Consider the following 21,515-nt stretch of genomic DNA (forward strand, 5'->3'; position numbering starts at 1 on the left):
GCGTCAGGAGGCGGGAAGGCTCCGAACGTTCTCGCGGGACCTGATGAGATGATGCAGAGCGACCACCAGCAGACTCCCCAGCCCAGCCCCGTCCAAGCGGGTGACGTCGAGCTCGACCTGACAGGCCAGCCTTCGCCCCCAGTCGTGGTAGAGCACGGGGTGCAGGCCGGGGGATCCTGACCGTGCACGAGAACGCCAGGCCTCGCGTTGCTCCACCGTCCCGTCCGCCCGCCGTCCGTCGAGGCGAGGATTGCGGCGGAGCGGCAGGACAGCTGCAGCGAGGTCATCGTGTCCTCGGCGGGAGAGAGCCGCCAGCAAAGCCGAACGAGTCAGGTGTGGTAGGGCGCTCATCGCCAGTGCATCGGCCTGCAGTCGTGCCTGATCGACAGGTCGACGGTCGGACTCCGTCACCTCGACACCCAGCCTCAGCAGCCACGGCGCCGAGGGTCGTGCCCGCTCCCCCGCTCGGAGGTCGAGGCAGAACCACTCGCCCGTCTCGCTGCTGGAATCGGACAGCGGCAGCCAAGCGACGATGCTCGCGGCGCCACCCGAGGTTCGGACGGCCCGTACGTCCAGACCCTCCGCGACGAGTTCCCGCCGGCCGCTCAGCTCGGTGGCGATGCGCCGGGCGAGGAGATCCGCCACCACAGGCGATGCCGCCCTCCCGATGATTCCGTCGACCTCCGCGACGGTACGGGTGAAGATCTCCGCGGCCATCGAGCCGAGCCAGGCGGCGTGGGTGTGATCACTGGTCCGCCACCGGCCGAACAGGTCGGGGAGGTGGACATCGGTGCGCCAGCCGTCGGGGACGTCTGGCAGCTCACCGCCGAGACCGACGAGGAAACGTGCCGCACCGCCCTGACGGCGTACCCACTCGTCGTAGACACCGAGCTGGTCCCCGTGCAGTCCCGCCCCCAGCTTGACCTCGAGCAGAGCCAGCAGCCTCCGCCCGTCCCGCACCACGAGATCAGCGCGTCCCTTGCGGACGACCACTTCACGGACGATGCGCAGCTCGTGCGCTGTGACCCCGAGGACGTCCAGAAGAGGTACGGGATCCAGTGCGGCGAGCACAACGAGGAGGTCACTGACCTGTTCCTCTTTCGCGAGCATGCGTGCCATGGCCGCGAGGGCCGTATCGGCGTGATCCAGGTTCTCCTCCATCATGTTCACCGTGGCACGCGTCGTGTAACTCGTCGACTCCGGCCGGAACGGCCCCGGCCGCCTCGACCAGGGCCCGGTTGCCCGGCGCCGGCGTCCCGTCCGGCAGGACCAGGGTGTCCTCCAGCCCCACCCGCGTCGCCAGGCCCAGCTCCCGCGCCCGGTGCAGCACCGGCCAGCACGCGGAACCCTCCCCGTGCAGCAGCACCCGCCCGGCCGCCCGCTCCCCCACCGCGTCCAGCAGCTCCTCCGCCGCGCGGACCGCCGCGGCGCCTCCCGGGCCCGGCTGCACCTCCAGCAGGACCCGCGCGCAGTGCTCCGCCAGCGGCGAGGCGCACCAGGCGCCCGCGGCGGCCGGGGACCACAGCCCCGCTTCCACCCCCACACCGCGCTCCAGCAGGAGCCGCGCGAGGTCCTCGGCGCCTTCCTCGTGCCAGTTCACCGACGCCAGGTCCGGCAGGGTGCCCGGCGCCCACGAGCGCACCAGCTCCCGGCGGGCGGCGCCGGTCGCGGCCCACGCCCCGGTCGTCACCGACACCTCCACCCCCGGCGCCGCCGCCCGCAGCGCCGCCACGGCCGCCGCGACGTGCCCGGGGTCCAGCGAGTCCGCCCCCTCCGGGTCCTTGGGGTGCACGTGCAGCGAGCGCACCCCGGCGGCCACCACCGCGGCGGCGTCGGCGGCCAGGTCCCGCGCGGTGCACGGCAGGCGTGGGTGCTCCCCGGGGCGGCGGGAGCCGTTCAGGCAGGCCTGCAGCAGCGGCACCCGGCCATCGTGGCACCGGCGTGGGACGGCCGCGGAACGGGCGTGGGCACCGTTCCGCGGCCGGGTCACGAGGGCGCCGCCGTGGGCGTCGGCCCGGGTGTCGTCAGCGCGGGTCGCCGCCCGGCGGCGTCAGCGCGGGTCGCCGCGCAGGATGCCGCGGCCGTTGGTGGCGACGTAGACGCGGCCGTACACGCGCGGGTCGCCGGTGATCGCCGCACCGGTCCAGCCCCACTGGTGCTCGTCGTCGTTGACGCGGACCCACGAGCGGCCCGCGTCGTCGGAGCGGAAGATCCCCCGCACGCCGCGGACCTGCGCGGAGACGTACACGGCCGGGTGGTCGGCGCCGGGTGCGGCGCGCCCGAAACCGACGGCGTCGGCCTCCTCCACCCCGGCGACGCGGGTGAACGTGGCGCCGGTGTCCGTCGAGCGCCACAGCCCGTACGTGCCGCCCTCCTCCCCGCCCGCCAGCCACACGTGGCCGCGCAGGCCGGGCACCGCGGCGAACCGGGCGGAACCCTCCGCGGGCAGGCCGCCCGCCGGGGAGGCGGTGAACGTCGCGCCCCCGTCGGTGGAGACGGAGAACACCCCCGCGGCGAAGGCGTAGAACACCGCGGGTTCCACCCGGTCCGCCTCCACGGCGGCACCGGCTGCGACGCCCGCGGCGGGGGTCCAGGTGGCGCCGCCGTCGCGGGTCCAGCTCACCGCCGCACCCGCGGGCGACCACACGATCCGGCCGCCGTCGGCGCCGACGGCGACGGTCCCGCCGCCGCTGGTGCCGGGGGGTTCCTGCCCGGCGGGGTTCCAGGTCGCGCCGCCGTCGGCGGAGACGCCGAACCGCTTGCCCGTGCCGTAGGTGTTCCCCACGCGGGCGACGACCTGCGGCCGCTGCCCGGCGAAGTCGACGCCCGTGCCGCTGGAGAAGTAGGGGTTCTGGAACATCATGTCCGGTGCGCGGTCGAGGTCGTGGTGGACGAAACCGCCGAGGTCGCCGACCGCGGAGAGGAGGTGCGCACCGGTGGGCGGGCTGGCGAGGTCCAGGATCGCCGTCTCCTCGATGCCCTCCCCGTGCACCGAGATGGTGAACGTCTCGTCCCGGTCCCAGCCGGTGAGGTCGTCGGTGCCGTAGAGGGTGGCGCCCGTGCCGTAGAGCAGGTGGTCGGGGTCGAAGGGGTCGATCTCCACCGACTCCGTCATCCAGCCGAGCTTGACGGGCTGCTCCGGCGGTGCGGGGTTCCCGCCGAACGTGAGCCACGGGGAGGCCGAGACGTCCATCTCGTAGCGGTTCCGCCGCTCCGGGTAGGTGGTGTAGTCCCAGGCGCGGGTCCACGTCGCGCCGGAGTCGGTGCTGCGGAAGAACACCACGTCGGGGAACCACTGGATCTGCGTGGCGACCACGAGGGTTCCCGGCCGCTGCCGGTCCACGGTGAGGCCGGAGTACCCGAAGGTGTTCTCCGGGCTGGCGGAGGGCACGGGGCTGACGTCGCGCCACTCCCCCGTCGCGGTGTCCAGCCGCCACACCTCGCCCTTCGAGCCGTCGTAGGGACCGGCGGCGTTGCTGGTGGCCAGGTACAGGAAACCGGTCGCGGCGTCGAGGACGCCCTTGTGCGGGAGGAAACCCTCCGGCGTCCCGGGGACGGGCTCGAACGTGCGGCCGGCGTCGGTGGAGCGGTAGAGGGGGTTCTGCGGGTCGGCGACGCCCACGTAGAGGGTGCGGCTGCCCCGGCGGGGGCGGCCCGAGCGCGGGTCGAACGTCACCCACAGCACGCCCTGCGGGTCGCTGGAGTACCCGCTGGCGTCGTCCGGGTCGGCCGCCCACCTCCCCGGGTTCGGGAACGCCCCGACCTGCTCGAAGGTCTTCCCCGAGTCGGTGCTGCGCCACAGGCCCCGGCCGCTGGGGGCGCCGAACCACACCGTCCGGTTGCGGTTCGGGTCGACCGCGAGGCGCTCGCCCATGCCGCGGCCGGGCATGTTGCCGCCGAGCTTGAAGGGCAGGTGGAACGGCTTCCAGTTCTTCCCGCGGTCGGTGGAGCGCAGGATCGCGCCGTGGGTGGGGTCCCAGTCGTTGGTGTAGGTGCCGACGGCGGCGTACACGCGGTCGGCGTCCACGGGGTCGGCGGCGATGCTCAGCACGCCCGTCCAGCCCCAGCGGTCCCAGCCCACCCAGTCCAGCAGCGGTACCCAGTCCCCGCCGCGCCGGTCGCGGCGGTACGCCCCGCCGATGTCGGTGCGGGCGTAGGCGAGACCGGGCCGGGCGTGGCTGAAGACGATGCCGGGGACGAACCCGCCGGCGACGATCGCCACGTTGCGCCAGGTGTAGCGGGCGCCGGCCCCGGCGGCCGAGGTGGTGGGTGCGGCCAGGACGGGGACGGCCGCCGCGAGGGCGCCGCCGGCGAGGAGGGTGCGGCGGCGCAGGCCGTCGGCGGGGGCGGGGCGGAGGACGACATCTTTGTCGAAGCGCTTCACCCGAGGCAGTGAACCGCCGCACCCGCCAGCCGTCAAGGGTGGCAGGAGCACGGACGAAGGCGCTGCGGCAGAACGAGCGGGACCGGAACCCGGACCTGCGCGCGGTCGTCGAACCGCTTCAGCGCACAGTTCCGTGCGGAGCCACCGGTCAGGCCGGGCAGACCGCCTGCCAGGCGTCCGGCTCCATCGTCCAGCGCACCTCGTGCACCGGGTCGGACACCTCCCCGTCCGCGTTGATGCGGAACCGGCGTCCCCGCACCGCCGTGATCGTCACGGTGCGCCCCTTGGCCGTCAGGACGTCGTGCCGCGCCGTGTGCAGGCCCCGGCGCAACCCCACCGCGTACCCCACGCGCGCCAGCGGGCCGGTGGAGGTGGACACCACCACGTCGGCGTCGCCGTCGTGGGGGTCGGCGTCCGGCACGAACGGCACCCCGCCGCCGATCGTCCCGCCGAGCCCCACCCCCGCCATGAGCACCGGCTGCTCCCCGTCCACCAGCACCTCCCCGTCGACCACGACGCGCAGGTGGAACCCCGCGTCCGGCCGCGCACCCGCCAGCGCCGCCCCCACCGGGTACGCCAGCGGGCCCAGCGGCTTCTTGAACCGCCTGGCCAGCGCCGTCGCCGACGCCCCGATGCCCACGTGCGCGGTGTTCACGACCACGTGCCCGGTGTCCGCCACCAGCAGCTCCACGTCCCGCGGGCGGCCGTACAGGGCGACGCGCGCCGCGCGCAGCGGGTGCAGCGGGATCCGCAGGGAGCGCGCCAGGTCGTTGCCCGTGCCCAGCGGCACGATGCCGATCGGCCCCACCGCGCGCGCCGCCCCCGCCCGGTGCAGCAGCTGCAGCGCGGCGTGGATCGAGCCGTCCCCGCCGACCAGCACGATCCGCCGCCCGTCCGCCGCCAGCAGCACCCGCTCCAGGTCCGCCAGGCCGCGCGTCGGCGACAGCGTCACCCGCGACGCCGAGCCCAGCTCGTCGCCCACCGCGGAGACGACCTCGGCGCACGCCGAGCCCGCCGCCGCGTTCACCACGAGCAGCACACCGTCCGGCACCTCGGTCCCCACCTGCGCAGCATCGCAGGCGGTGCCCGCGGGCGGGCGGCCCCGCGCGCACCTCCCCCCGTCCGCCACGTCCCGTCCACCCGGGAGGGTGCGCCGCGGCGGCACCTGCCTACAGTGGCGCGCGTGCGCCGCCCCTCCGTCCCCGCGGCGCTCTGCGCGGCCGCCGTCCTCGGCCAGGTCGCCTACCCCCTGCTGCGGGGGCGGGCGCTGCGCCGCGCGACCGTCGGCTCCGTCGTCCTCTTCGCGGCCGCCGCGCTCACCGACCAGGCCCGGCGCACCTCACCGCGCGCCGCGGCCACCGCGCTGCTCCTCGCGGGCGGCACCGGTCTGGCCGCCGAGGTCGTCGGCACCCGCACCGGCAGGCCCTTCGGCCCGTACGCCTACGCCGGCACCCTCGGCCCGCAGGTGGCGCACGTGCCGGTGGTGGTGCCCCTGGCGTGGACGATGCTCGCCGTGCCCAGCGTCCACCTCGGCCGCACCCTCGCCGCGCCCCTGCCCGCCGGGCCCGCCCGGCGCGCCGCCGGGGTCGCCGCCGCGGCGTGGACCCTGGCGAGCTGGGACCTGTTCCTGGACCCGCAGATGACCGCCGCGGGGCACTGGCGCTTCGAGCGGCCCGAGCCCGCCCTGCCGGGCCTGCCGGGCATCCCGCTCACCAACTACGCCGGCTGGTTGCTCACCTCCGCGGTGATGACGGCCCTGCTGGACCGCGCCCTGCCGCCCGACGCGCCCGGGGCACCCGCCGGGGTGCCCGCCGCGCTGCTGGGGTGGACGTGGCTCGGCTCCGCGCTCGGCAACGCCGCCTTCTTCCGCCGCCCGGCCACCGCCGCGTGGGGCGGGGTGGGCATGGGCCTGACCGTCGGGCCGTACCTGCGGGCGCTGCTGCCGCGGGCGCGGCGGTGAGCGCGGCCCGCGCCGGAGCGGTGCTGGTGCGGGCGGGGGCGGTGCTGGCCGCCGCCCTGACCGCCCACTCCGCCGTCAACGCGCGCCTGCTGCGCACCCCCGCCGCCGACCCGCCGCCCTGCGCGGAGCGCGTCAGCGTGCTGCTGCCGGTGCGGGACGAGGCGCACCGCGTCGGGCCCTGCCTGAGCGCGCTGCTCGCCCAGACCGGCGTGGCGGAGATGGAGGTGCTCGTCCTGGACGACGGCTCCACCGACGGCACCGCCGAGGTGGTGCGCCGCACCGCTGCCGGTGACCCGCGGGTGCGGCTCCTGCCCGGCGCCCCGCCCCCGCCGGGCTGGCTGGGCAAGCCGCACGCCTGCGCCCGGCTCGCCGCCGCCGCCCGCGGCAGCGTCCTGGCGTTCGTCGACGCCGACGTCGTCTGCGCCCCCCGCGCCCTGGCCGCGTCCGTGGACCTGCTGCGCACCGCGGGGCTCGACCTCCTCAGCCCCTACCCCCGCCAGCTCGCCCCCACCCCGGCGGAGCGGCTCGTGCAGCCCCTGCTGCAGTGGTCCTGGCTGACGACGCTGCCGCTGCGCCTGGCCGAGAGCTCACCGCGCCCGTCGCTGTCCGCCGCGAACGGCCAGCTCCTGCTCGTCGACGCCGCCGCCTACCACCGCGCCGGCGGGCACGCCGCGGTGCGCGGCGACGTCCTCGACGACGTCGCGCTGGTGCGGGCGGTGAAGGCCGCCGGTGGCCGCGGCGGGGTGGCCGACGGCACCGCCGTCGCCACCTGCCGCATGTACTCCGGCTGGGCGGAGCTGCGCGAGGGGTACGCCAAGTCGCTGTGGTCCGCGTTCGGCCCGCCCCCGGCCGCCGCCGCGGTGGCCGCCGTCCTCGCCACCGCCTACGTCGTGCCCGCCGTCGCCGCCCTCGCCGGCTCGCGCGCCGGGGCCGCCGGCTACGCCGCGGGCGTCCTGGGCCGGGTCCTCACCGCCCGCCGCACCGGTGGGCGGGTGCTGCCCGACGCCCTGGCGCACCCGGTGTCCGTGGCGCTGTTCCTGGCGCTGCTCGCGGACTCCCACGTGCGCCGCGCCCGCGGGTCCCTGACGTGGAAGGGCCGGGCCGTCACAGCCGGGCGGTGACGGCCCGGCCGGTCGCCGGGTCAGCCCCGGACCACCCCGCGGACCCCGCCGCCGACCAGCGTCGCCACGTTCATCATGACGTTCGGCAGGGCCAGCCCGCCGGGGGCGGCCACGTAGCAGGTCTGCCACCGGGGGTTGAAACCCTGCTTGAACTTCCGCAGGCCCTTGAAGTTGTAGAACTGCTCGCCGTGGGTCCACAGCAGGTGCCCCACCCGGTCCCAGAAGGAGCCGGTGCCGTCGCTCCGCAGCCCCGACAGGGGCGCCATGCCCAGGCTGAACGACGCGAAGCCGTTCTCCTTGGCCCACAGGATGCACTCGACGAACAGGTACGTCATCACGGTGTTGGGCCCGTCGGGCAGGCGGCGCATCAGGTCCACCTGGACCTCCTGGCCGTCCGCGCAGCTCCACAGGGTCGCGAAGGCGATGACCTGCTCCTCCTGGCGCACCACGACCAGGGGGAAGCGGGAGACGTACTCCTCGTCGAAGGCGCCGAGGGAGAACCGCTTCTCCTTGCCGTTGCGCTGCGCGAGCCACGCCTCGGACACCTCGCGCAGGGCGGGCAGCAGCGGTGCGACGTCCTCGGGTGCGACGAACTCCACCGTCAGGCCCAGGCGCTGGGACTTGTTGCGGCAGGTGCGCAGGTTCAGCCTGGCCTTGCCGGAGAGGGTGAAGTCCGCGAGCGGGATGACGGCCTCCTCCCCGAGCTTGGCCAGGCTGAGCCCGCACTCGCGGTACAGGTCGGCGTGGTCGGGGAGCACGTTGTAGAAGACCGGCCGGCCACCGTGCCGGTCGACCTCCTCGAGGAAGCTCACGATGAGCTCCCGGAAGTCGTCCGGGTGCCCCACCGGGTCGCCCATGACCACCCAGCTGCGGCCCTCGACCTGGTACATCAGGAAGGCCGCGGCGCTCGGGCTGAAGTGGAAGCGCTTGTCGCCGGTGAAGGCCAGCTGCGAGGTGGCGCGACCCGAGCGGGCGACGATGTCCTCCACCAGGGCCATCTCGTCCTCGCAGTCGACCTGCGGGCCGGGGCTCGCCGGCCGGAGCAGCCGGAACCCGCCGATGAGGACGCCGAGGGCGCCCGCGGCCATCGCCAGCCGGTCCACGCCCGACGTGTCGCCCGAGATCGACGCCGCCAGCAGGGGGGTGTCGACCGCGCCGCCGGAACCGCTGAACTCCTGCCACCAGACGGCCACCCCCACGAGCGCGGCCGCGGTGAGGGGCCAGGCCGGGTTCCTCGGCCACGTGAAGGGGGCACCGCGGTAGAACGCCGGGCGTGCCGGCACGAGCAGGAGGGCGAGCACCGCGGTCACGGCGGTCAGCGCCAGGTCACCGTGGGCGGTGGTGATGACCGTGACGCCGGCCAGGAGCGCGAGGGTGCCCGCCCAGGCGCGCCTCAGCCGCCGGTGCAGACCCCGCGCCATGAGCAGGATGGCGAACCCGGCGAGGCTGATGGTGAGGGCCGACACGTCCAGCGCCCGGCGGCCCGGCAGGTCCCCCACCACCAGCATGAACACACCGGCGCCGGCGGCGCCCAGCGCGAGCACGTCGGGGGTGAGCACGGAGGGCAGGCGCGCCGGGGTCCTCGGGACGGCGGCCCCCCGCGCGGAGCCGGTCGGGGCCACCTGCGCGGCGGCGGGGGCGGACGCCGTGGCACCCCGGCGGGCCTCGTTCGCGACGAGGAGCACGGCCGCCAGGAGGAGCGGCAGCACGAAGTAGCAGAGCCGGTAGGCCACCAGCGCGACGGCGAGCCCGGCGGGGGACGTCGTCGACCCGATCATGACGACGAGCGTCGCCTCGAACACCCCCAGCCCACCGGGCACGTTGGTCACCAGCCCGGCGACGGTCGCGATCGAGAAGGCGACGGCGAACGGGAGGAACGGGAGCCTGCCCTCGGCGGGCAGCAGCACGTAGAGGGCCGCGGCCATGGTCAGCCACTCGAACGTGGACAGCACGACCTGGGCCACCGCCAGGCGGGGGGAGGGCCGGTCGATGCGCCAGTCGCGCCAGCCGATCGCACGCCCGGCGCAGGCCCAGGCGAGGTAGCCCGCCACCGACGCCAGCAGCAGGGACCCCACGACCAGGATCGCGGCGCCGGGCAGGTGCAGCGCCTCACCGGCCCGGGCGGGGTCGTGCAGCATGCCGCCGCCGGCCAGGACCGCCGCTCCCAGCGCGAGGGTGACGACGTTGAAGCCGATGATCCGGGTGATGGCGAAGCCGGGGACCTGCCAGCCGGAGTAGACCCGGGCCCGCAGCGCCGCCCCCACGACCGCGGAGGCGCCCAGGTTGTTGCCGAACGCGGTGGCCACGAACGACGCGAGGCCGTAGCGGCGGTAGGGCATGGGGTGCTCGACGTAGCGCAGCGCCAGCGCGTCATAGCCGGTCATCGTCAGGTACGAGACCGCGGTCGCGACGAGTGCGGCGAGGGCGACGCCCGGGCCGAGCGCCAGCAGGTCGCCCCCCAGGTCCGACCAGGAGTAGTGGCGCAGGGTGCGGTGCAGCAGCACCGCGGCCCCCGCGAGCAGCCCCAGCATGAGGAGGGGAGCCAGCAGGTGACGCACCGGACCGAGCGACCGACTGGGCGAAGAGCTCACGCTTGAGCACTCGGCACTCCGGCGCCGATCCTTGAAGCGGCGGCGGGGACGCCAGGGGTGCCCGGCCTCCACCGGCGGGTGCAGCGGGCCCCGCAGCATCAGGCCAGGACGCCGTCGTGGAGGAGCAGTTCGACGGCTGCGCCGGGATCGCGCCCGGTGGTGACCGTGGCGCGCACGTCGCGGCCTCCTCGGCGCAGGCTCCACGACAGCTGCACCAGGCCGTAGGTGTCCACCTGCACCCCGAGGTGGACACCGGCGACGTCCACGACGGTGAAGCTGCGCCGGTCATCGCGCTCGTCGCGGCAGCGCACCGCGGCCGTCCACGGGTGGCCGGCGCAGGGCTCGTGCAGCCACAGGAAGGTGGCGCCCCGGGAGAGGGCGTGGCCGTACTGCGCCCTCTCCCAGGGCAGGTCGTCCGGCAGGTAGAACACGGCGACCGGCAGCGCGAACGGGTCGCCGGACCGCCCCGACCCCGAGGGCTCGCCGTCGTGGCCGTGCACGGCGAAGTGCTCCCGCACTCCGTCGACGGCCAGGCTGGGCAGGGTGGGTGGGGCGAAGCCGAGGCGGTGCCAGACCGCGGACCTGGGCACGACGGCCCAGTCGTGGTCCAGGTGACCTGGCGACCTGGACATCGGCTGGTAGGACTCCGTCAGGGCGTCGTCGGGGACCAGCGCGGCCAGCGCGGCCTGCACCTGCAGGGGCAGCGGTGAGCCGGAGGACGGGCCCACCTCCCCGGGTGGGGATGTCGAGGTCACCACCCCACCCTGGCGCCCGAACGCGCTCACGACCAGGCACCGCTCACCCACGTCCGCTCCTGACGCCCGCGGGCGGTCGCGCGCAGGACGACGTCCGCTGATCAGCGCGGGATCGTCACCGGTGCCGTGCGCCGCGAGGAGATCCGGGCTGACCCGCCAGGTCTGCCAGTCGTGCCAGGTCGTCGCGGACCGATCCCCGCTCCTCGTCGATGAGCGGGACCGCGGCGGCCCTCTCCAGCGCGGACGCCGCCGTCGTCTCGTCGCCGAGCCGCCCGGCCACGTCACCGCGCAGGACGAGGAGGCGTACGAGCTGCACGGGTGTCGGCCGCTCGTCCTCCAGCCCGAGCACCCGGTCGATGATCCTCGCCGCGCCCGCCGGGTCCTCCTTGGAGTCGGCGAAGAGCGTGGCGTCGTGCAGGGCCCGCGCGAAGGTCTCCTCGGGGGCGGGCCGGTGGTGCTGGTCGCCACCGGTGGGCTGCCCGACCCGGATGCAGTTGCCCCCGGGGTCGGTCATCAGGAACTGCCGCACCCCGTAGGACATGTCCTTGAGCGGCCCGATCCGCGGTACGCCCCGGCTCGGGATCTTCCCGTAGGCGGTTCTGAGCCCGGCCCGGAACTCCTCGTACAGCCCGTCCACGTCGTCGGTGAGGACGTAGCACGTGCTGTACGACTCGGTGGGCTCGTACTTCCTCATGCCGAAGAACTGCAGCTCGATGTCGCCGCGCTGGACGACCGCGAACGGGTTGGGGCTCTTCTGCTGGAAGGTCACCTCGAAACCGAGGGCGGTGTAGAAGTCGGTGACCGGCTGGATGGTCTGACACGGGAGCAGGGGGATCGTCCTCTCGACCATGCCGCTACTCTAGTCAAAGTTGAATAGAAGGGAAGGGGTCCTCCGCGTGTTCGCCATCCGTCTCCTCGTCCTGGGCGCCGTCCGGCAGCACGGCCGCGCGCACGGCTACCAGGTGCGCAACGACCTGGAGCACTGGGGCGCCCACGAGTGGTCGAACGCGAAGCCCGGCTCGATCTACCACGCGCTCAAGCAGATGGCGAAGCAAGGCCTGCTCCTGGCCCACGAGGTGGCCCCGTCCACGGCGGGCGGCCCGCCGCGCACCGAGTACGAGATCACGGAGCGGGGCGCCGAGGAGTTCTTCTCCCTCCTGCGCGAAGCCCTCGTCTCCCACGACCAGAGGATCGACGTCGTCTCGTCCGGCATCGGCTTCATCGTCCACCTGCCGCGGGAGGAGGCGGTGGCGCTGCTGAAGGAGCGGGTGGAGAGGTTCGAGGAGTGGCGCAAGAGCGTCACCGATCACCACGACCCCGGGAACGGGCCCGGGCAGCTCGGCCACATCGGCGAGGTCATGCACCTCTGGGTGCACTCGGCGGACGCGGGCGCGGAGTGGACCCGCGGCCTCATCGAGCGCATCGAGGGTGGTGCGTACACCTTCCAGGGCGAGGGGTGACCGTTCGCCGGCGCCCTCGCCGAGGAGAACCCCCCACGACGGGTGAGCCGCACGCGGAGGAGCTGCACGACGCCGCGGAACTGTTCGTGCGCGTCGTCGGCGAAGCACCGTGGAACGACGCCTGGTCACCGGAGTCGGCGCGGCACCTGTTGCTCGAGGAGATGTGCGTCGACGGGAGCCGACGGCGCCGGGGACACGGCCGCGCCCCTCGCGCCCCTCAGGTGCGGGTGGCGGTGAGCTGCCAGAAGCGGGCGGTGTGCCGGTAGGGCTCCCGGTCGCACAGCGCCAGCTCGAGCTCCTCCAGGCGCCGGTAGAACCCCGGGTCGTGTTTGATCTCGTCGTCGGCGATGAGGTCCATGACGCAGCGGATGCCGAAGCGGTGCTCCACGGTGCAGCCGGCGGCGGCGAGGGCTGCCTCGGCGGCGACGGCCTCCACCCGCCGCATCGGGTGGTCGAACGTCACGCTGTGCACGGTGGGCGAGTCCAGCACTGCGAGAGCAGCTTCGGGGTCGGTGCGGCGGACCGCGGCCACCAGGACGTCCATCGCCGGGTTCGGCGCGATGAGGGAGACGACCCCGCCGGGGCGCAGCAGCCCGGCCAGGGCGGCGACGGTGGCCCGCAGGTCGGCGCGGTAGTGCACCACGTTGTGGCACAGCACCGCGTCGAAGGCGCCGGTCACCGGCTCGCCGTCGATGCGCAGGCCGGGCAGGTCGTCGATGCCGGCGTGCACGGTGCGCACCCGCTCGGCGAGCCCCGCCGCCTGCGCCGCGGCGGCCGCGGTGTCCAGCAGGGGCCGGGAGAAGTCCAGGACGGTGACGGAGTGACCGGCCCGGGCCAGGGGCAGGCTGTCGGCCCCGTCGCCCCCGCCGACGTCGATCACGCGCAGCGGGCCGGGCAGGTGCGCCAGCGCCCGCGCGGTCGTCGTGGCGACCAGGGAGTAGCGCAGCCGCCCCCACGGCTCGCCCTGCCACGCCTCCCAGGCGCTCGTGCGGTCGTCGAAGACGTCGGTGCCGGTGTCCTGGTCGCTCACGCCGCCGCAGCGTAGTGCTCGGTCCTCAACCGGTTCAGCGGCTCTGTCGTGCGGCGTGCCCCCAGGAGCGACGCGGCTCCCCGTGGGCGTGCGGGAGAGCGTCGTGGTCGCCGGAAACCGCCAGGACGTGCGGCCCCACCGGCCCGGTGCCGCGGCCTACGCTGGTGGAGGTTCGGCCACCCTGGCGGTAAGGGGTGAACGGGTCGTCCGGGAGCTCGCGCTCCGGGTTCGAGAAGGCCAGGAAGTAGACCCCGATCATCCGCCGGACCCCTCCGCGCTGCGCCCGTCGCAGCCGACCCCCGACGTGCGAGGTCGGCTCCTCCCCGAGTCGGGACCGGGTTCTGCGGGATCGACCCTCACACCGCGCCACGAGGGTCGTCCAGCACGTCACGCCACGAGTGCTCGGGGACGTAGCCGAGGAGGTCGCGGGCCTTGTCGATGCTGTAGAGGGTCTCGTCGCGGCCCAGCTCGCGGCGCACCTCGACCCCGTCGTAGAAGGTGTCGATGACCTCCTGGGTGGTCGCGGCGACCGACATGTCGGCGTTGGCGACGTTGAAGATCTCGAAGCCCAGCCCGTCGGTCTCCACGGCGCGCAGGGTCATCTGGCCCAGGTCGCGGGCGTCGATGTAGGCGAAGAGGTTGCGCCGCCGCAGCGACGGGTCCGCCAGGAAGGGCGGGAACATCTCGGTGTACTCGTGGGGCTCGATGACGTTGTTGATCCGCAGGCCGTAGACGTCCGCGCCGGTGCGGGCGTGGAAGGAACGGGCGACCACCTCCCCCGCCACCTTCGACATGGCGTAGGAGTCCTCCGGCACCACGGGGTGGTCCTCGTCGACGGGCACGTACAGCGGCTTGCGCTCACCCCGGGCGAAGCAGATCCCGTAGGTCGTCTCCGAGGAGGCGAAGACCACCTTGCGGATGCCGAGCCGGGTCGCGGCCTCCAGGACGTTGTAGTGCCCCAGGATGTTGGCCGCGAACGTCGTGGCGTCGGGGGCGACCAGGATCCGCGGGATCGCGGCGAAGTGGACGACGGCGTCGTACGCCGAGCCGGTGGTCACGCCGGGATCCGGGTCGTCGAGGCCGGCCATCGTGGGCATGCCCGCCATCGCCGAGTAGACCTGGCCGGCGTCGGTCAGGTCGACCCGGAGGTCGGTCACACCGGGGTGGCTCAGCGGAACGAGGTCGGCGTTGGTGACCTGGTGGCCCCGGGAGGCCAGGTACGGCGCGACGTGGTGACCGGCCTTGCCGCTGCCGCCGGTGAAGAAGATGCGCATGCCTGCAGCGAACCACCTCCGACCACCCCCGGCGCGACGACGGACGCCGCCGGACGCCGACGGACGCCGACGGACGCCGCCGACCACCGGATCAGCGGCGCCTGTGCCTGGTCGCGCGGCGGTGGCCGGGCGGACCGGTGAGCCGGCCCGGTATGGATCCCGGCGCCCGTACGGTGTTCGTTCGTGACCACTCCCGACCACCGCCCGCAGACGCAGCAGGGCTACGACGCCATCGCCGAGGACTTCGCCAGGCTCCTGCCCGGACTCGACGCGGAGACCACCCTCGACGTCGCGATGATCGACGACTTCGCCGACCGCTGTGCCGCTGCGCAGCTCGGCCCCGTCCTCGACGCCGGCTGCGGCACCGGTCGCGTCAGCGCCCACCTCGCCGCCCGCGGCCTGGACGTCTTCGGCGTCGACCTCTCCCCCGGCATGGTCGAGCTCGCCCGGCGCACCCGTCCACACCTGCGCTTCGACGTCGGGGCACTGGAGGAACTGCCCGTCCCCAGCGCGACCCTCGGTGGCCTGCTGGCCTGGTACTCCCTCATCCACACCGCCCCGGACCGGCTGTCGGGCATCGTCGACGGGTTCGCCCGCGCGCTCCGGCCGGAGGCCTGGCTGCTGACCGCCTTCCAGGCAGGCCGAGGTCAGCGCGTGGAGCACACCGGCGTCTACGGGCACCCGGTGACCCTGACCAACTACCGCCACGACCCGCAGCACCTGGTCGCCGTGCTCGCCGGGGCAGGCTTCGACGTCCACGCGCAACTGCACCGCGGCGCCGAAGGCGCGGAGAGCACGCCACAGTCCGTCGTGCTCGCCCGACGAGCACGCTGAACCAGCGTCCACAGGTGCCGCGCCGCGAGGGCGCACCCCCGGTCAGCCAGGTTCACGGCGGCCATCGCTGAGCGGTCGTCCGAGGAATGGGCACGGGCTCGAACGTCCGCGGCTGCCGCAGGTGGGGGCACGGCAGCCGGAGGCGTCCGTCTCCGCTGGTCCAGGGACGCTCCAGCGGACCTCGGGTGAGGCTGAGGTAGGCGTTGCGGTGCCCGGCGAGGATCCGGAGTGCGGTTCCGGGCGCAGGCGCTCCCCCCGGCGGCAGGAAGGCCAGTTCGCAGCGGGCGCGGGCAGGGACAACCCGTCTCGGCCAGGTGCTGCTGGGCCCGGACCGCGGCCGCCAGGTGCGCGACGTCGGCGCCCTCGCGGTGGACCTTCACCGCCACCTGCCGCCCGTCGTGCAGGCGGCAGCCGTAGGCCGCCGAGAGGCGCCCGGAGCGGAACACCACCTCCCCCACACCGGAGCCGACATGCCGCCGCAGAACCTCATCCAGCCAGACGTCGATGCCGTCGCGGTCGAGTGGGCCGAAGACCGCGCGCTCGACACCGCTGACCGTCGGTCCGCTCATCGCGAACCCGACGGCAACCAGAAGGCGAGGGCACCAACACGTCGTCTCATGCACCGCAGCCTGACCTACCCGGCCACCATCCGCCTCCGACTCCCTGCGGGCGCGATCACGGCTGGCACCAAACGTCCTCGACTGCCCAGGAGTGGGTGATGCCCGTGGTGTGTCCCCTGGCGATGGAGGGAGCTCCACCGGCAGGGTGGCGGCGTGTACACGCCCTGCGGAACCTTCCGCCGCACAGCGGCCGAGCGAGCCGACCAGGAGCTGTCCTGGCGTCGCGGTGACCAGGCGTTCTTCGCCTCCGGTGCCTGCCACGTCCTCGCGTGGGCCTTCCAGCACACCTACCCCGACGCCGGCTTCTCCACCATCGCCCTGCGCAAGGCCGGCGACGAGCACGCCAGCCACGTCTACGTCTCCGACGGCACGTGGGCCTTCGACCACGACGGCTGGACACCGGAGGCAGAACTGCTGGCGGTGACGGCCGCGGCGGAACCGGACCGGCCCTGGGAGCGGTTGGTCATCACCAGCGACCTGGAGACCTACTGCAGCGAGCACCACTCCCTGCCGCCGCACCTGTACGCCCACCCGCCCTGGCAGCGGGCCTATGACTACCTCGCCCGCTTCGACGCCCCGCCGGCTCCGGGATGACGCCGTGCACATCCTCCGGCTGAGCAACCCGGCCCCCGAGGACCTCCGGAGGCTGGGCGAACTGGACACCTCCTTCACCACCGCCGCCGTCCTCGACGTAAGCGCCACACCCGGTGGGTTCACCCTGACCGAGCGGAACGTACCGGCCAGGACCAAGCGCTACGACCTGCTCGCCGGCCACCGCGAGGCCGACCCGCCCTGGGACGTCATCCTCCTCGCGATCACCGAGCGGGAGGTGGTCGGCATGGCCGCCACCACCTACCAGCGGTGGAACACCCGACAGGTCCTCGACGAGGTCCACGTCGCGCCCGCGCACCGGCGCCGAGGCATCGCCCGAGCACTGCTCCGCGACGTCGAAGACCTCGCCCGCGGGAACGGCGCCCGGGAGGTGTGGGTGGAGACGCAGAACACCAACCCCACCGCCGTGCGGGCCTACCGGGCCCTCAGGTTCGAGCTCACCGGCTTGGACACCACCCTCTACGGACCCGCTGATGAGACCGAGGCCGCTCTCTTCATGAGCCGTCCCGTGATTCGGTCCTGACCGCGAGCGACGCCGTGCCCGGCATCGAGGCCGCACCGGTGAGCATCCGACCTCGCCGACCTGGGGGTCGAGCGTCGCGCCTCCACCGGCTCCGTGGATGTTCCCGGCGGCCGGGGAACTCGGTGCGCTGTCGGTCGTCAGCGGTAGGACTGGCAGCAGCAGGTTCACCGTCGAGAGGAGAGCCGCCGTGGCTCGGTACGCCGTCCTGATCTACGCCAGCGACTCCGCCCACACGCTGGAGGCCGCCGCGGCCGACACCGAGTCGTGCGACCAGCACGCCGACGAGCTGGCGGCCGCCGGGTCGATGGTCATGGCCTGTGCCCTGACACCGCGCGACATGGCGACGTCGCTGCGAGCCGGCTCCACCACCAGCGGGACGTTCCTCGACTCCCAGCAGATCGTCGCCGGCTTCTACGTCATCGAGGCGCCTGACCTGGATGCCGCGCTGGCCATCGCCGGCACCAACCCCGTGCTTCGCGAGGGCGGCGGCGTGGAGGTGCGGCCGGTCCACAGCGGCGGAGTGGTGGAGCGCACGAGCGAGCAGCATCCCGCACAGCCTCGGCGCCGCCCAGCGGCAAGCAGGGCCCCACGCACGCCCGTGCCGCCGCGAGGGCGCGGCCGGGGTGGTCCGCCGGAAGCCCTTCCGGCTGCGTGAGCAGGGGGCTGTGGGGTCGTTTCCCGCTCCACTTCGAGGAAGTGCCCCGCCCCCGCGCCCGGCACGGGCAGACTCGACGCCGGCCCGCCCGATCAGCCCGAGGAGCACTGCATGCGACGCACGTGGACCGGCACCGCGGCCTCGGCGCTGGTCGTGATCGCCGTCGCGGGTTGTGGGGGCGGCGGCGGGGTCGACGACGCGGAGGAGCAGCTGAGCGCGCACTTCCTCGACCCGATCACCGGCGCCGGCATCACCGCGGTCGTGGAGAGCGCCTGCCGCTCCCACTTCACCGATGTGGACTCGGTGTGGCACCTCGAGACCGAGATCCGGCTGCAGGCACCGAAGCAGGACGTCATCGACGCCCTCGCCGAGGGCGGAGGGGTCTTCATCGAGGACGACCGCGAGCCGCGGTGGGTGTGGCAGGAGGGCACTCAGCCCGGCGCGGACGGCGGTGGCCTGTTCGGCCACGGCCACCACGGCTGGCACGGTGTGGTCAGCACGCAGGGCGGCGAGTCGCTCCTGCAGGTGACGTTCAACAACGCCGAGCACGACGGCCTGGAGCGGGTCATCGGGTGGGCCGAGACCTGCCCAGCGCTCTGACCAGCACCCTGCCCGGACATCCGCATCCGCCGCAGGTGGGGGCGATCACGGTGGTCGCCGGTGGCGTGCCCCGCGTCCGGGGTCGAAGGCACGGGCATGCCCGTCGTCCGTCTCGAGCGCTGGTGCGCGACAGTGCACGGATGAGCGTGTCCCCCTGCCGCGACGTCTCCGCAGCCGGCTGGATCGAGTCGAGCCGGCAGCCCTGGCACCGGCTGGTCAGCCTGGGCCCGGCGGGATTCGCCGCCTACGCCCGTCTGCGCTTCGTCCCCGATCCCACCTGGCCCGGCCAGTTCGAAGGTGACGTCGCCCTCGGCCCGGGCCCCGACGCCCCCAGCGAGAACGACCAGGTGCGCGCCGCCCTGACCGTGCTCGCTGCCCACACCGCCACCGCCGACCGGTGCTTCTTCGCCGTCTGGGACGGCTGGGGCCTGGTCCCCACCGACGAGGCGACCCCCCGGATGCGGGTGCCCAACCGGGACCACCTCCTCTTCGAGGGTTCTGCGTCCGACCTCGGCGACAGCCGGCAGTGGGACCGGGTGCTGCGACCGCGGGACGGGCGGGGGACGTGGGCGGATGGGCCCTGCCCCGCGTTCGTGTGGCCGGCGGACCGGGCGTGGTGCCTGACCAGGGACGTCGACACCCACTACGCCGCGATCGGCGCCTCCGGTGCAGCGGTCCAGGACCTGCTGGACCTCCCCCACCTCGACGTCGTGCCGGCAGACCTCGGCGAGGAGCCACCCCACCACCTGTGACCTCCGGCGGAGCAGCTCTTGCGTCGGAAAGCGCGGGGACGGAGCCGTGCCCTCGGTACCGTCCGAAGGGTGGATGAGGCTGCGGAGACCGCCGCGTTGTGGTCGGCTCTGCGGCGGGGCCGCCGTGACGAGGCCGTCGAGGTCCTGCTGTCGATGCCCGCACGGCGGCGGCAGCGCCTGCGCCCGGCGGTGCGCGCCCACGAACGCTTCGTCACCGGCCACCCGGACAGCGCCCGCGCCCCCGACGGGGAGTGGACCGGCCCGCTGCGCTCCGGGCACTGGTCGGCGGCCGCCGCCGCGCTCCTGGCCTGCTCCCCGCTGCCGCAGGCGGTGAAGTACTGGCCCTTGGACATGCCGGACGCCGCCGACCTGCCCCGGGCGTTCTTCCCCGAGAACCTCGACGCCTTCGTCGAGGAGTGGTCGGCCCGCTTCCTGCGCAACCCCAGGGCCTGGGACCGCATCCGCGGCCTGGACGCGATGTTCGACTGGGCCCACGAGGGCCTGGTGCCCGCACCGACGCAGCAGGGCGCGGTGCTCTGCCTGGCCACCGGAGTTCCCGGCGCCCGCAGCGGCACCCACCTGCTGGACTACCTGGAGGAGCGGCCCTGCCTGATCGAGGTCACCTTCGCGCGCATCTTCGACGTCGACGGCATCAAGGGCGCCTCGCTGGCGCAGCGGGACGAGACCACCCCCTGGCGCAGCAGGCGGCTGGACAACTACGTCATCCCGCAACTGGTCCGGCGCGGGCACTGGAGCCGGCAGCTGGTCCTCGACGGCATCGACCGCGCCCTCGGCCGCGGCCAGACGCCCTACCTCCAGTGCTGGTTCCACGGCCTCGCGCAGATCATCGGCGCCTGACGAACACCCGCTCCTGCTGCCCGGGGCGCGATCACGTGCGGCGGCGGAACGGAGTGCGCGGACCCGCGCCGATCAGCTCCGGGTTCTGATCGGCCGGAAGGTCCGGGCGGCGCGCGGCTCCGGTCCTCAGACCTTGCCGCGCAGCAACCGGTGGAAGTAGATCTGCGGGAGGGCGTAGCGGTCGAACCACCACGCCGACCGGCGCGGCGCGAAGGGATCCCGCGGGAACAGCGGGCGGGGACCTTCCCGGTCGGCCTGCACCAGCATCAGCCGGTGCCGGGAGGTGGTCACCGGCATCACGGTGTACCCGTCGTAGGAGTGCAACCTGCCGCCCGAGGAGGCGGCGGCGATGTTGTGGGCCAGGACCTTGACCTGCTTGCGCAGCGCCCCACCGGAGGAGGGGGTGGCGATCGCGGCGGCGTCACCGATCGCCCAGACGTCGTCGTGGCTCCGGGAGCGCAGGGTGGCCGGGTCGATGTCGACGAGCCCGGCAGGCGGTGCACCGCCCAGCCCGCTGCGGGTGATCCAGCCGGGGGCGGCGTAGTGGGGCACGAGGTGGGCGTAGGCCACCTGGTCCAGTCGCCGGGTGCCGGTGGGGGTGGCGATGTCCACGGAGCGCAGCACCGGGTCCACGCTCTCCACCCGGGACCGGCGCAGCACCGTGATGCCGTAGGAGGCGAAGACCTCCTCCAGGTGCTCGTCGGCACCCGCCACGGCCAGGGGCCGGTCCCCGGGGAGGACCAGGGTGACGTCGAGGTCGCCCAGCACCCCGGTGCGGCGCCAGTGGTCGCACGCCATCAGCGCCGGCTTCATCGCCGTGGGACCGCACGGCGCCGGCTCGGGAGGCACGGAGAAGACCACCGAACCCTCGCGGATACCCGTCAGGGCGGGCCACACCAGCGGCGCCGAGCCCGGGACGTACGTCGAACCCGCCCAGCCGGCGCTGTAGGCGTCCTGCAACCCCGGGGTGGCCGCCCAGTCCTCGCGCATGCCGGGGCAGAGCACCAGCGTGGTCCAGCCGATGCTCGCCCCCCGCCGGGTGCGCACGGTGCGGGTCCCGGCGTCGACCGACTCGACGGCGTCCTGCACCCAGCGGCACCCCGCGGGGATGACCGAGCCCGTCGGCCGTTCCACCTCGGCGGGTGTGGCCTGGCCGGCGCCGACGTAGTTCAGCAGCGGGCGGTAGCGGTGCACCGGGGACGGCTCGACGATCGCGACGTCGGGGGCGCCTTTCCGCAGGAGCCTGGCGGCCAGCGAGATGCCCGCGTTGCCGGCACCGACGATCAGGATCCCGGCGTGGGTGACCGACGAGCCGGGACGGGGCGCGCGCAGGGTGGTGGACACCGGGCAACCCTCACCGCCGGACCGGGGGGACGCCAGTCGGCGGCGGCGCGGCGGCGGGGGTTTCCGGTCTGCCCGCGGCCCACGGCCGTCGCTCGTGCTCGCCCCTCCCCCGCTCCCCGCAGCAGGAACAGCCACAGCCCCG

Annotated in this window: 20 protein-coding genes; 10 read left to right on the forward strand and 10 right to left on the reverse strand. The window is 74.6% G+C overall.

Annotation, left to right across the window (positions count from 1 at the left end; all coding sequences use genetic code 11):
- Positions 1-3: 3 nt before the first annotated feature.
- The 4 genes from ACYQBY_RS09295 to ACYQBY_RS09310 form a co-directional block, all read right to left on the reverse strand.
- Positions 4-1,161, reverse strand: a complete 1,158-nt coding sequence (locus ACYQBY_RS09295) for a hypothetical protein (protein ID WP_459643572.1) — start codon at positions 1,159-1,161, stop codon at positions 4-6.
- The gene (locus ACYQBY_RS09300; protein ID WP_459643857.1) at positions 1,082-1,915 is read right to left on the reverse strand and encodes a 3-keto-5-aminohexanoate cleavage protein; all 834 of its coding nucleotides are present in this window, start codon (positions 1,913-1,915) and stop codon (positions 1,082-1,084) included. Before ACYQBY_RS09300 ends, ACYQBY_RS09295 begins: the two co-directional genes overlap by 80 nt.
- A gap of 135 nt (positions 1,916-2,050) precedes the next feature.
- Positions 2,051-4,384: a WD40/YVTN/BNR-like repeat-containing protein gene (locus tag ACYQBY_RS09305; RefSeq protein WP_459643573.1), complete on the reverse strand. Its 2,334-nt coding sequence runs from the start codon at positions 4,382-4,384 to the stop codon at positions 2,051-2,053.
- Between the two features lie 148 nt (positions 4,385-4,532).
- On the reverse strand, positions 4,533-5,447 hold the full coding sequence (locus tag ACYQBY_RS09310) for a diacylglycerol/lipid kinase family protein (RefSeq protein ID WP_459643574.1): 915 nt from the start codon (positions 5,445-5,447) through the stop codon (positions 4,533-4,535).
- A gap of 120 nt (positions 5,448-5,567) precedes the next feature.
- On the opposite strand from ACYQBY_RS09310, the gene ACYQBY_RS09315 reads away from it, so the two are divergent.
- Together ACYQBY_RS09315 and ACYQBY_RS09320 are read left to right on the forward strand one after the other, a co-directional pair.
- Positions 5,568-6,344, forward strand: a complete 777-nt coding sequence (locus tag ACYQBY_RS09315) for a carotenoid biosynthesis protein (RefSeq protein WP_459643575.1) — start codon at positions 5,568-5,570, stop codon at positions 6,342-6,344.
- Positions 6,341-7,465, forward strand: a complete 1,125-nt coding sequence (locus tag ACYQBY_RS09320) for a glycosyltransferase family 2 protein (protein WP_459643576.1) — start codon at positions 6,341-6,343, stop codon at positions 7,463-7,465. The genes ACYQBY_RS09315 and ACYQBY_RS09320 overlap by 4 nt, the downstream gene beginning before the upstream one ends.
- A gap of 20 nt (positions 7,466-7,485) precedes the next feature.
- Here ACYQBY_RS09320 and mprF read toward each other — a convergent pair whose 3' ends face one another.
- The 3 genes from mprF to ACYQBY_RS09335 all read right to left on the reverse strand — a co-directional run bounded on the left by mprF (position 7,486) and on the right by ACYQBY_RS09335 (position 11,661).
- A complete protein-coding gene (gene mprF, locus ACYQBY_RS09325) occupies positions 7,486-10,023 on the reverse strand; it encodes a bifunctional lysylphosphatidylglycerol flippase/synthetase MprF (RefSeq protein ID WP_459643577.1) in 2,538 nt (845 codons plus the stop codon).
- 131 nt (positions 10,024-10,154) lie between these two features.
- A complete protein-coding gene (locus ACYQBY_RS09330; RefSeq protein WP_459643578.1) occupies positions 10,155-10,811 on the reverse strand; it encodes a hypothetical protein in 657 nt (218 codons plus the stop codon).
- A 115-nt stretch (positions 10,812-10,926) separates the two neighbouring features.
- The gene (locus tag ACYQBY_RS09335; protein WP_459643579.1) at positions 10,927-11,661 is read right to left on the reverse strand and encodes a bleomycin resistance protein; all 735 of its coding nucleotides are present in this window, start codon (positions 11,659-11,661) and stop codon (positions 10,927-10,929) included.
- Between the two features lie 46 nt (positions 11,662-11,707).
- Between ACYQBY_RS09335 and ACYQBY_RS09340 the strand changes: the two genes are divergently transcribed.
- Positions 11,708-12,271 (forward strand): PadR family transcriptional regulator, encoded by a 564-nt coding sequence (locus ACYQBY_RS09340; RefSeq protein ID WP_459643580.1) that lies wholly within the window; start codon positions 11,708-11,710, stop codon positions 12,269-12,271.
- 217 nt (positions 12,272-12,488) lie between these two features.
- Here the strand turns inward: ACYQBY_RS09340 and ACYQBY_RS09345 are convergent, their stop codons facing one another.
- Both ACYQBY_RS09345 and ACYQBY_RS09350 read right to left on the reverse strand, forming a co-directional pair.
- Positions 12,489-13,301, reverse strand: a complete 813-nt coding sequence (locus ACYQBY_RS09345; protein ID WP_459643581.1) for a methyltransferase — start codon at positions 13,299-13,301, stop codon at positions 12,489-12,491.
- A gap of 356 nt (positions 13,302-13,657) precedes the next feature.
- Positions 13,658-14,575, reverse strand: coding sequence for an NAD-dependent epimerase/dehydratase family protein (locus ACYQBY_RS09350; protein ID WP_459643582.1), 918 nt, complete (start codon positions 14,573-14,575; stop codon positions 13,658-13,660).
- A gap of 183 nt (positions 14,576-14,758) precedes the next feature.
- Between ACYQBY_RS09350 and ACYQBY_RS09355 the strand changes: the two genes are divergently transcribed.
- From ACYQBY_RS09355 to ACYQBY_RS09385, 7 genes are all read left to right on the forward strand, one after another.
- The gene (locus ACYQBY_RS09355; protein ID WP_459643583.1) at positions 14,759-15,409 is read left to right on the forward strand and encodes a class I SAM-dependent DNA methyltransferase; all 651 of its coding nucleotides are present in this window, start codon (positions 14,759-14,761) and stop codon (positions 15,407-15,409) included.
- 773 nt (positions 15,410-16,182) lie between these two features.
- A complete protein-coding gene (locus tag ACYQBY_RS09360; RefSeq protein WP_459643584.1) occupies positions 16,183-16,623 on the forward strand; it encodes a hypothetical protein in 441 nt (146 codons plus the stop codon).
- A gap of 4 nt (positions 16,624-16,627) precedes the next feature.
- Positions 16,628-17,164 carry a GNAT family N-acetyltransferase gene (locus ACYQBY_RS09365; protein ID WP_459643585.1) on the forward strand — a complete coding sequence of 179 codons (537 nt, stop codon included), beginning with the start codon at positions 16,628-16,630 and terminating at the stop codon, positions 17,162-17,164.
- 187 nt (positions 17,165-17,351) lie between these two features.
- Positions 17,352-17,819: a YciI family protein gene (locus ACYQBY_RS09370; protein ID WP_459643586.1), complete on the forward strand. Its 468-nt coding sequence runs from the start codon at positions 17,352-17,354 to the stop codon at positions 17,817-17,819.
- 111 nt (positions 17,820-17,930) lie between these two features.
- A complete protein-coding gene (locus ACYQBY_RS09375) occupies positions 17,931-18,419 on the forward strand; it encodes a hypothetical protein (RefSeq protein ID WP_459643587.1) in 489 nt (162 codons plus the stop codon).
- Between the two features lie 140 nt (positions 18,420-18,559).
- The gene (locus ACYQBY_RS09380; RefSeq protein ID WP_459643588.1) at positions 18,560-19,171 is read left to right on the forward strand and encodes a hypothetical protein; all 612 of its coding nucleotides are present in this window, start codon (positions 18,560-18,562) and stop codon (positions 19,169-19,171) included.
- 69 nt (positions 19,172-19,240) lie between these two features.
- On the forward strand, positions 19,241-20,029 hold the full coding sequence (locus ACYQBY_RS09385; protein ID WP_459643589.1) for a hypothetical protein: 789 nt from the start codon (positions 19,241-19,243) through the stop codon (positions 20,027-20,029).
- A 126-nt stretch (positions 20,030-20,155) separates the two neighbouring features.
- Here the strand turns inward: ACYQBY_RS09385 and ACYQBY_RS09390 are convergent, their stop codons facing one another.
- Positions 20,156-21,373, reverse strand: a complete 1,218-nt coding sequence (locus tag ACYQBY_RS09390) for an NAD(P)/FAD-dependent oxidoreductase (RefSeq protein WP_459643590.1) — start codon at positions 21,371-21,373, stop codon at positions 20,156-20,158.
- Between the last annotated feature and the right edge of the window lie 142 nt (positions 21,374-21,515).

Source organism: Kineococcus anabasis (assembly GCF_054590795.1).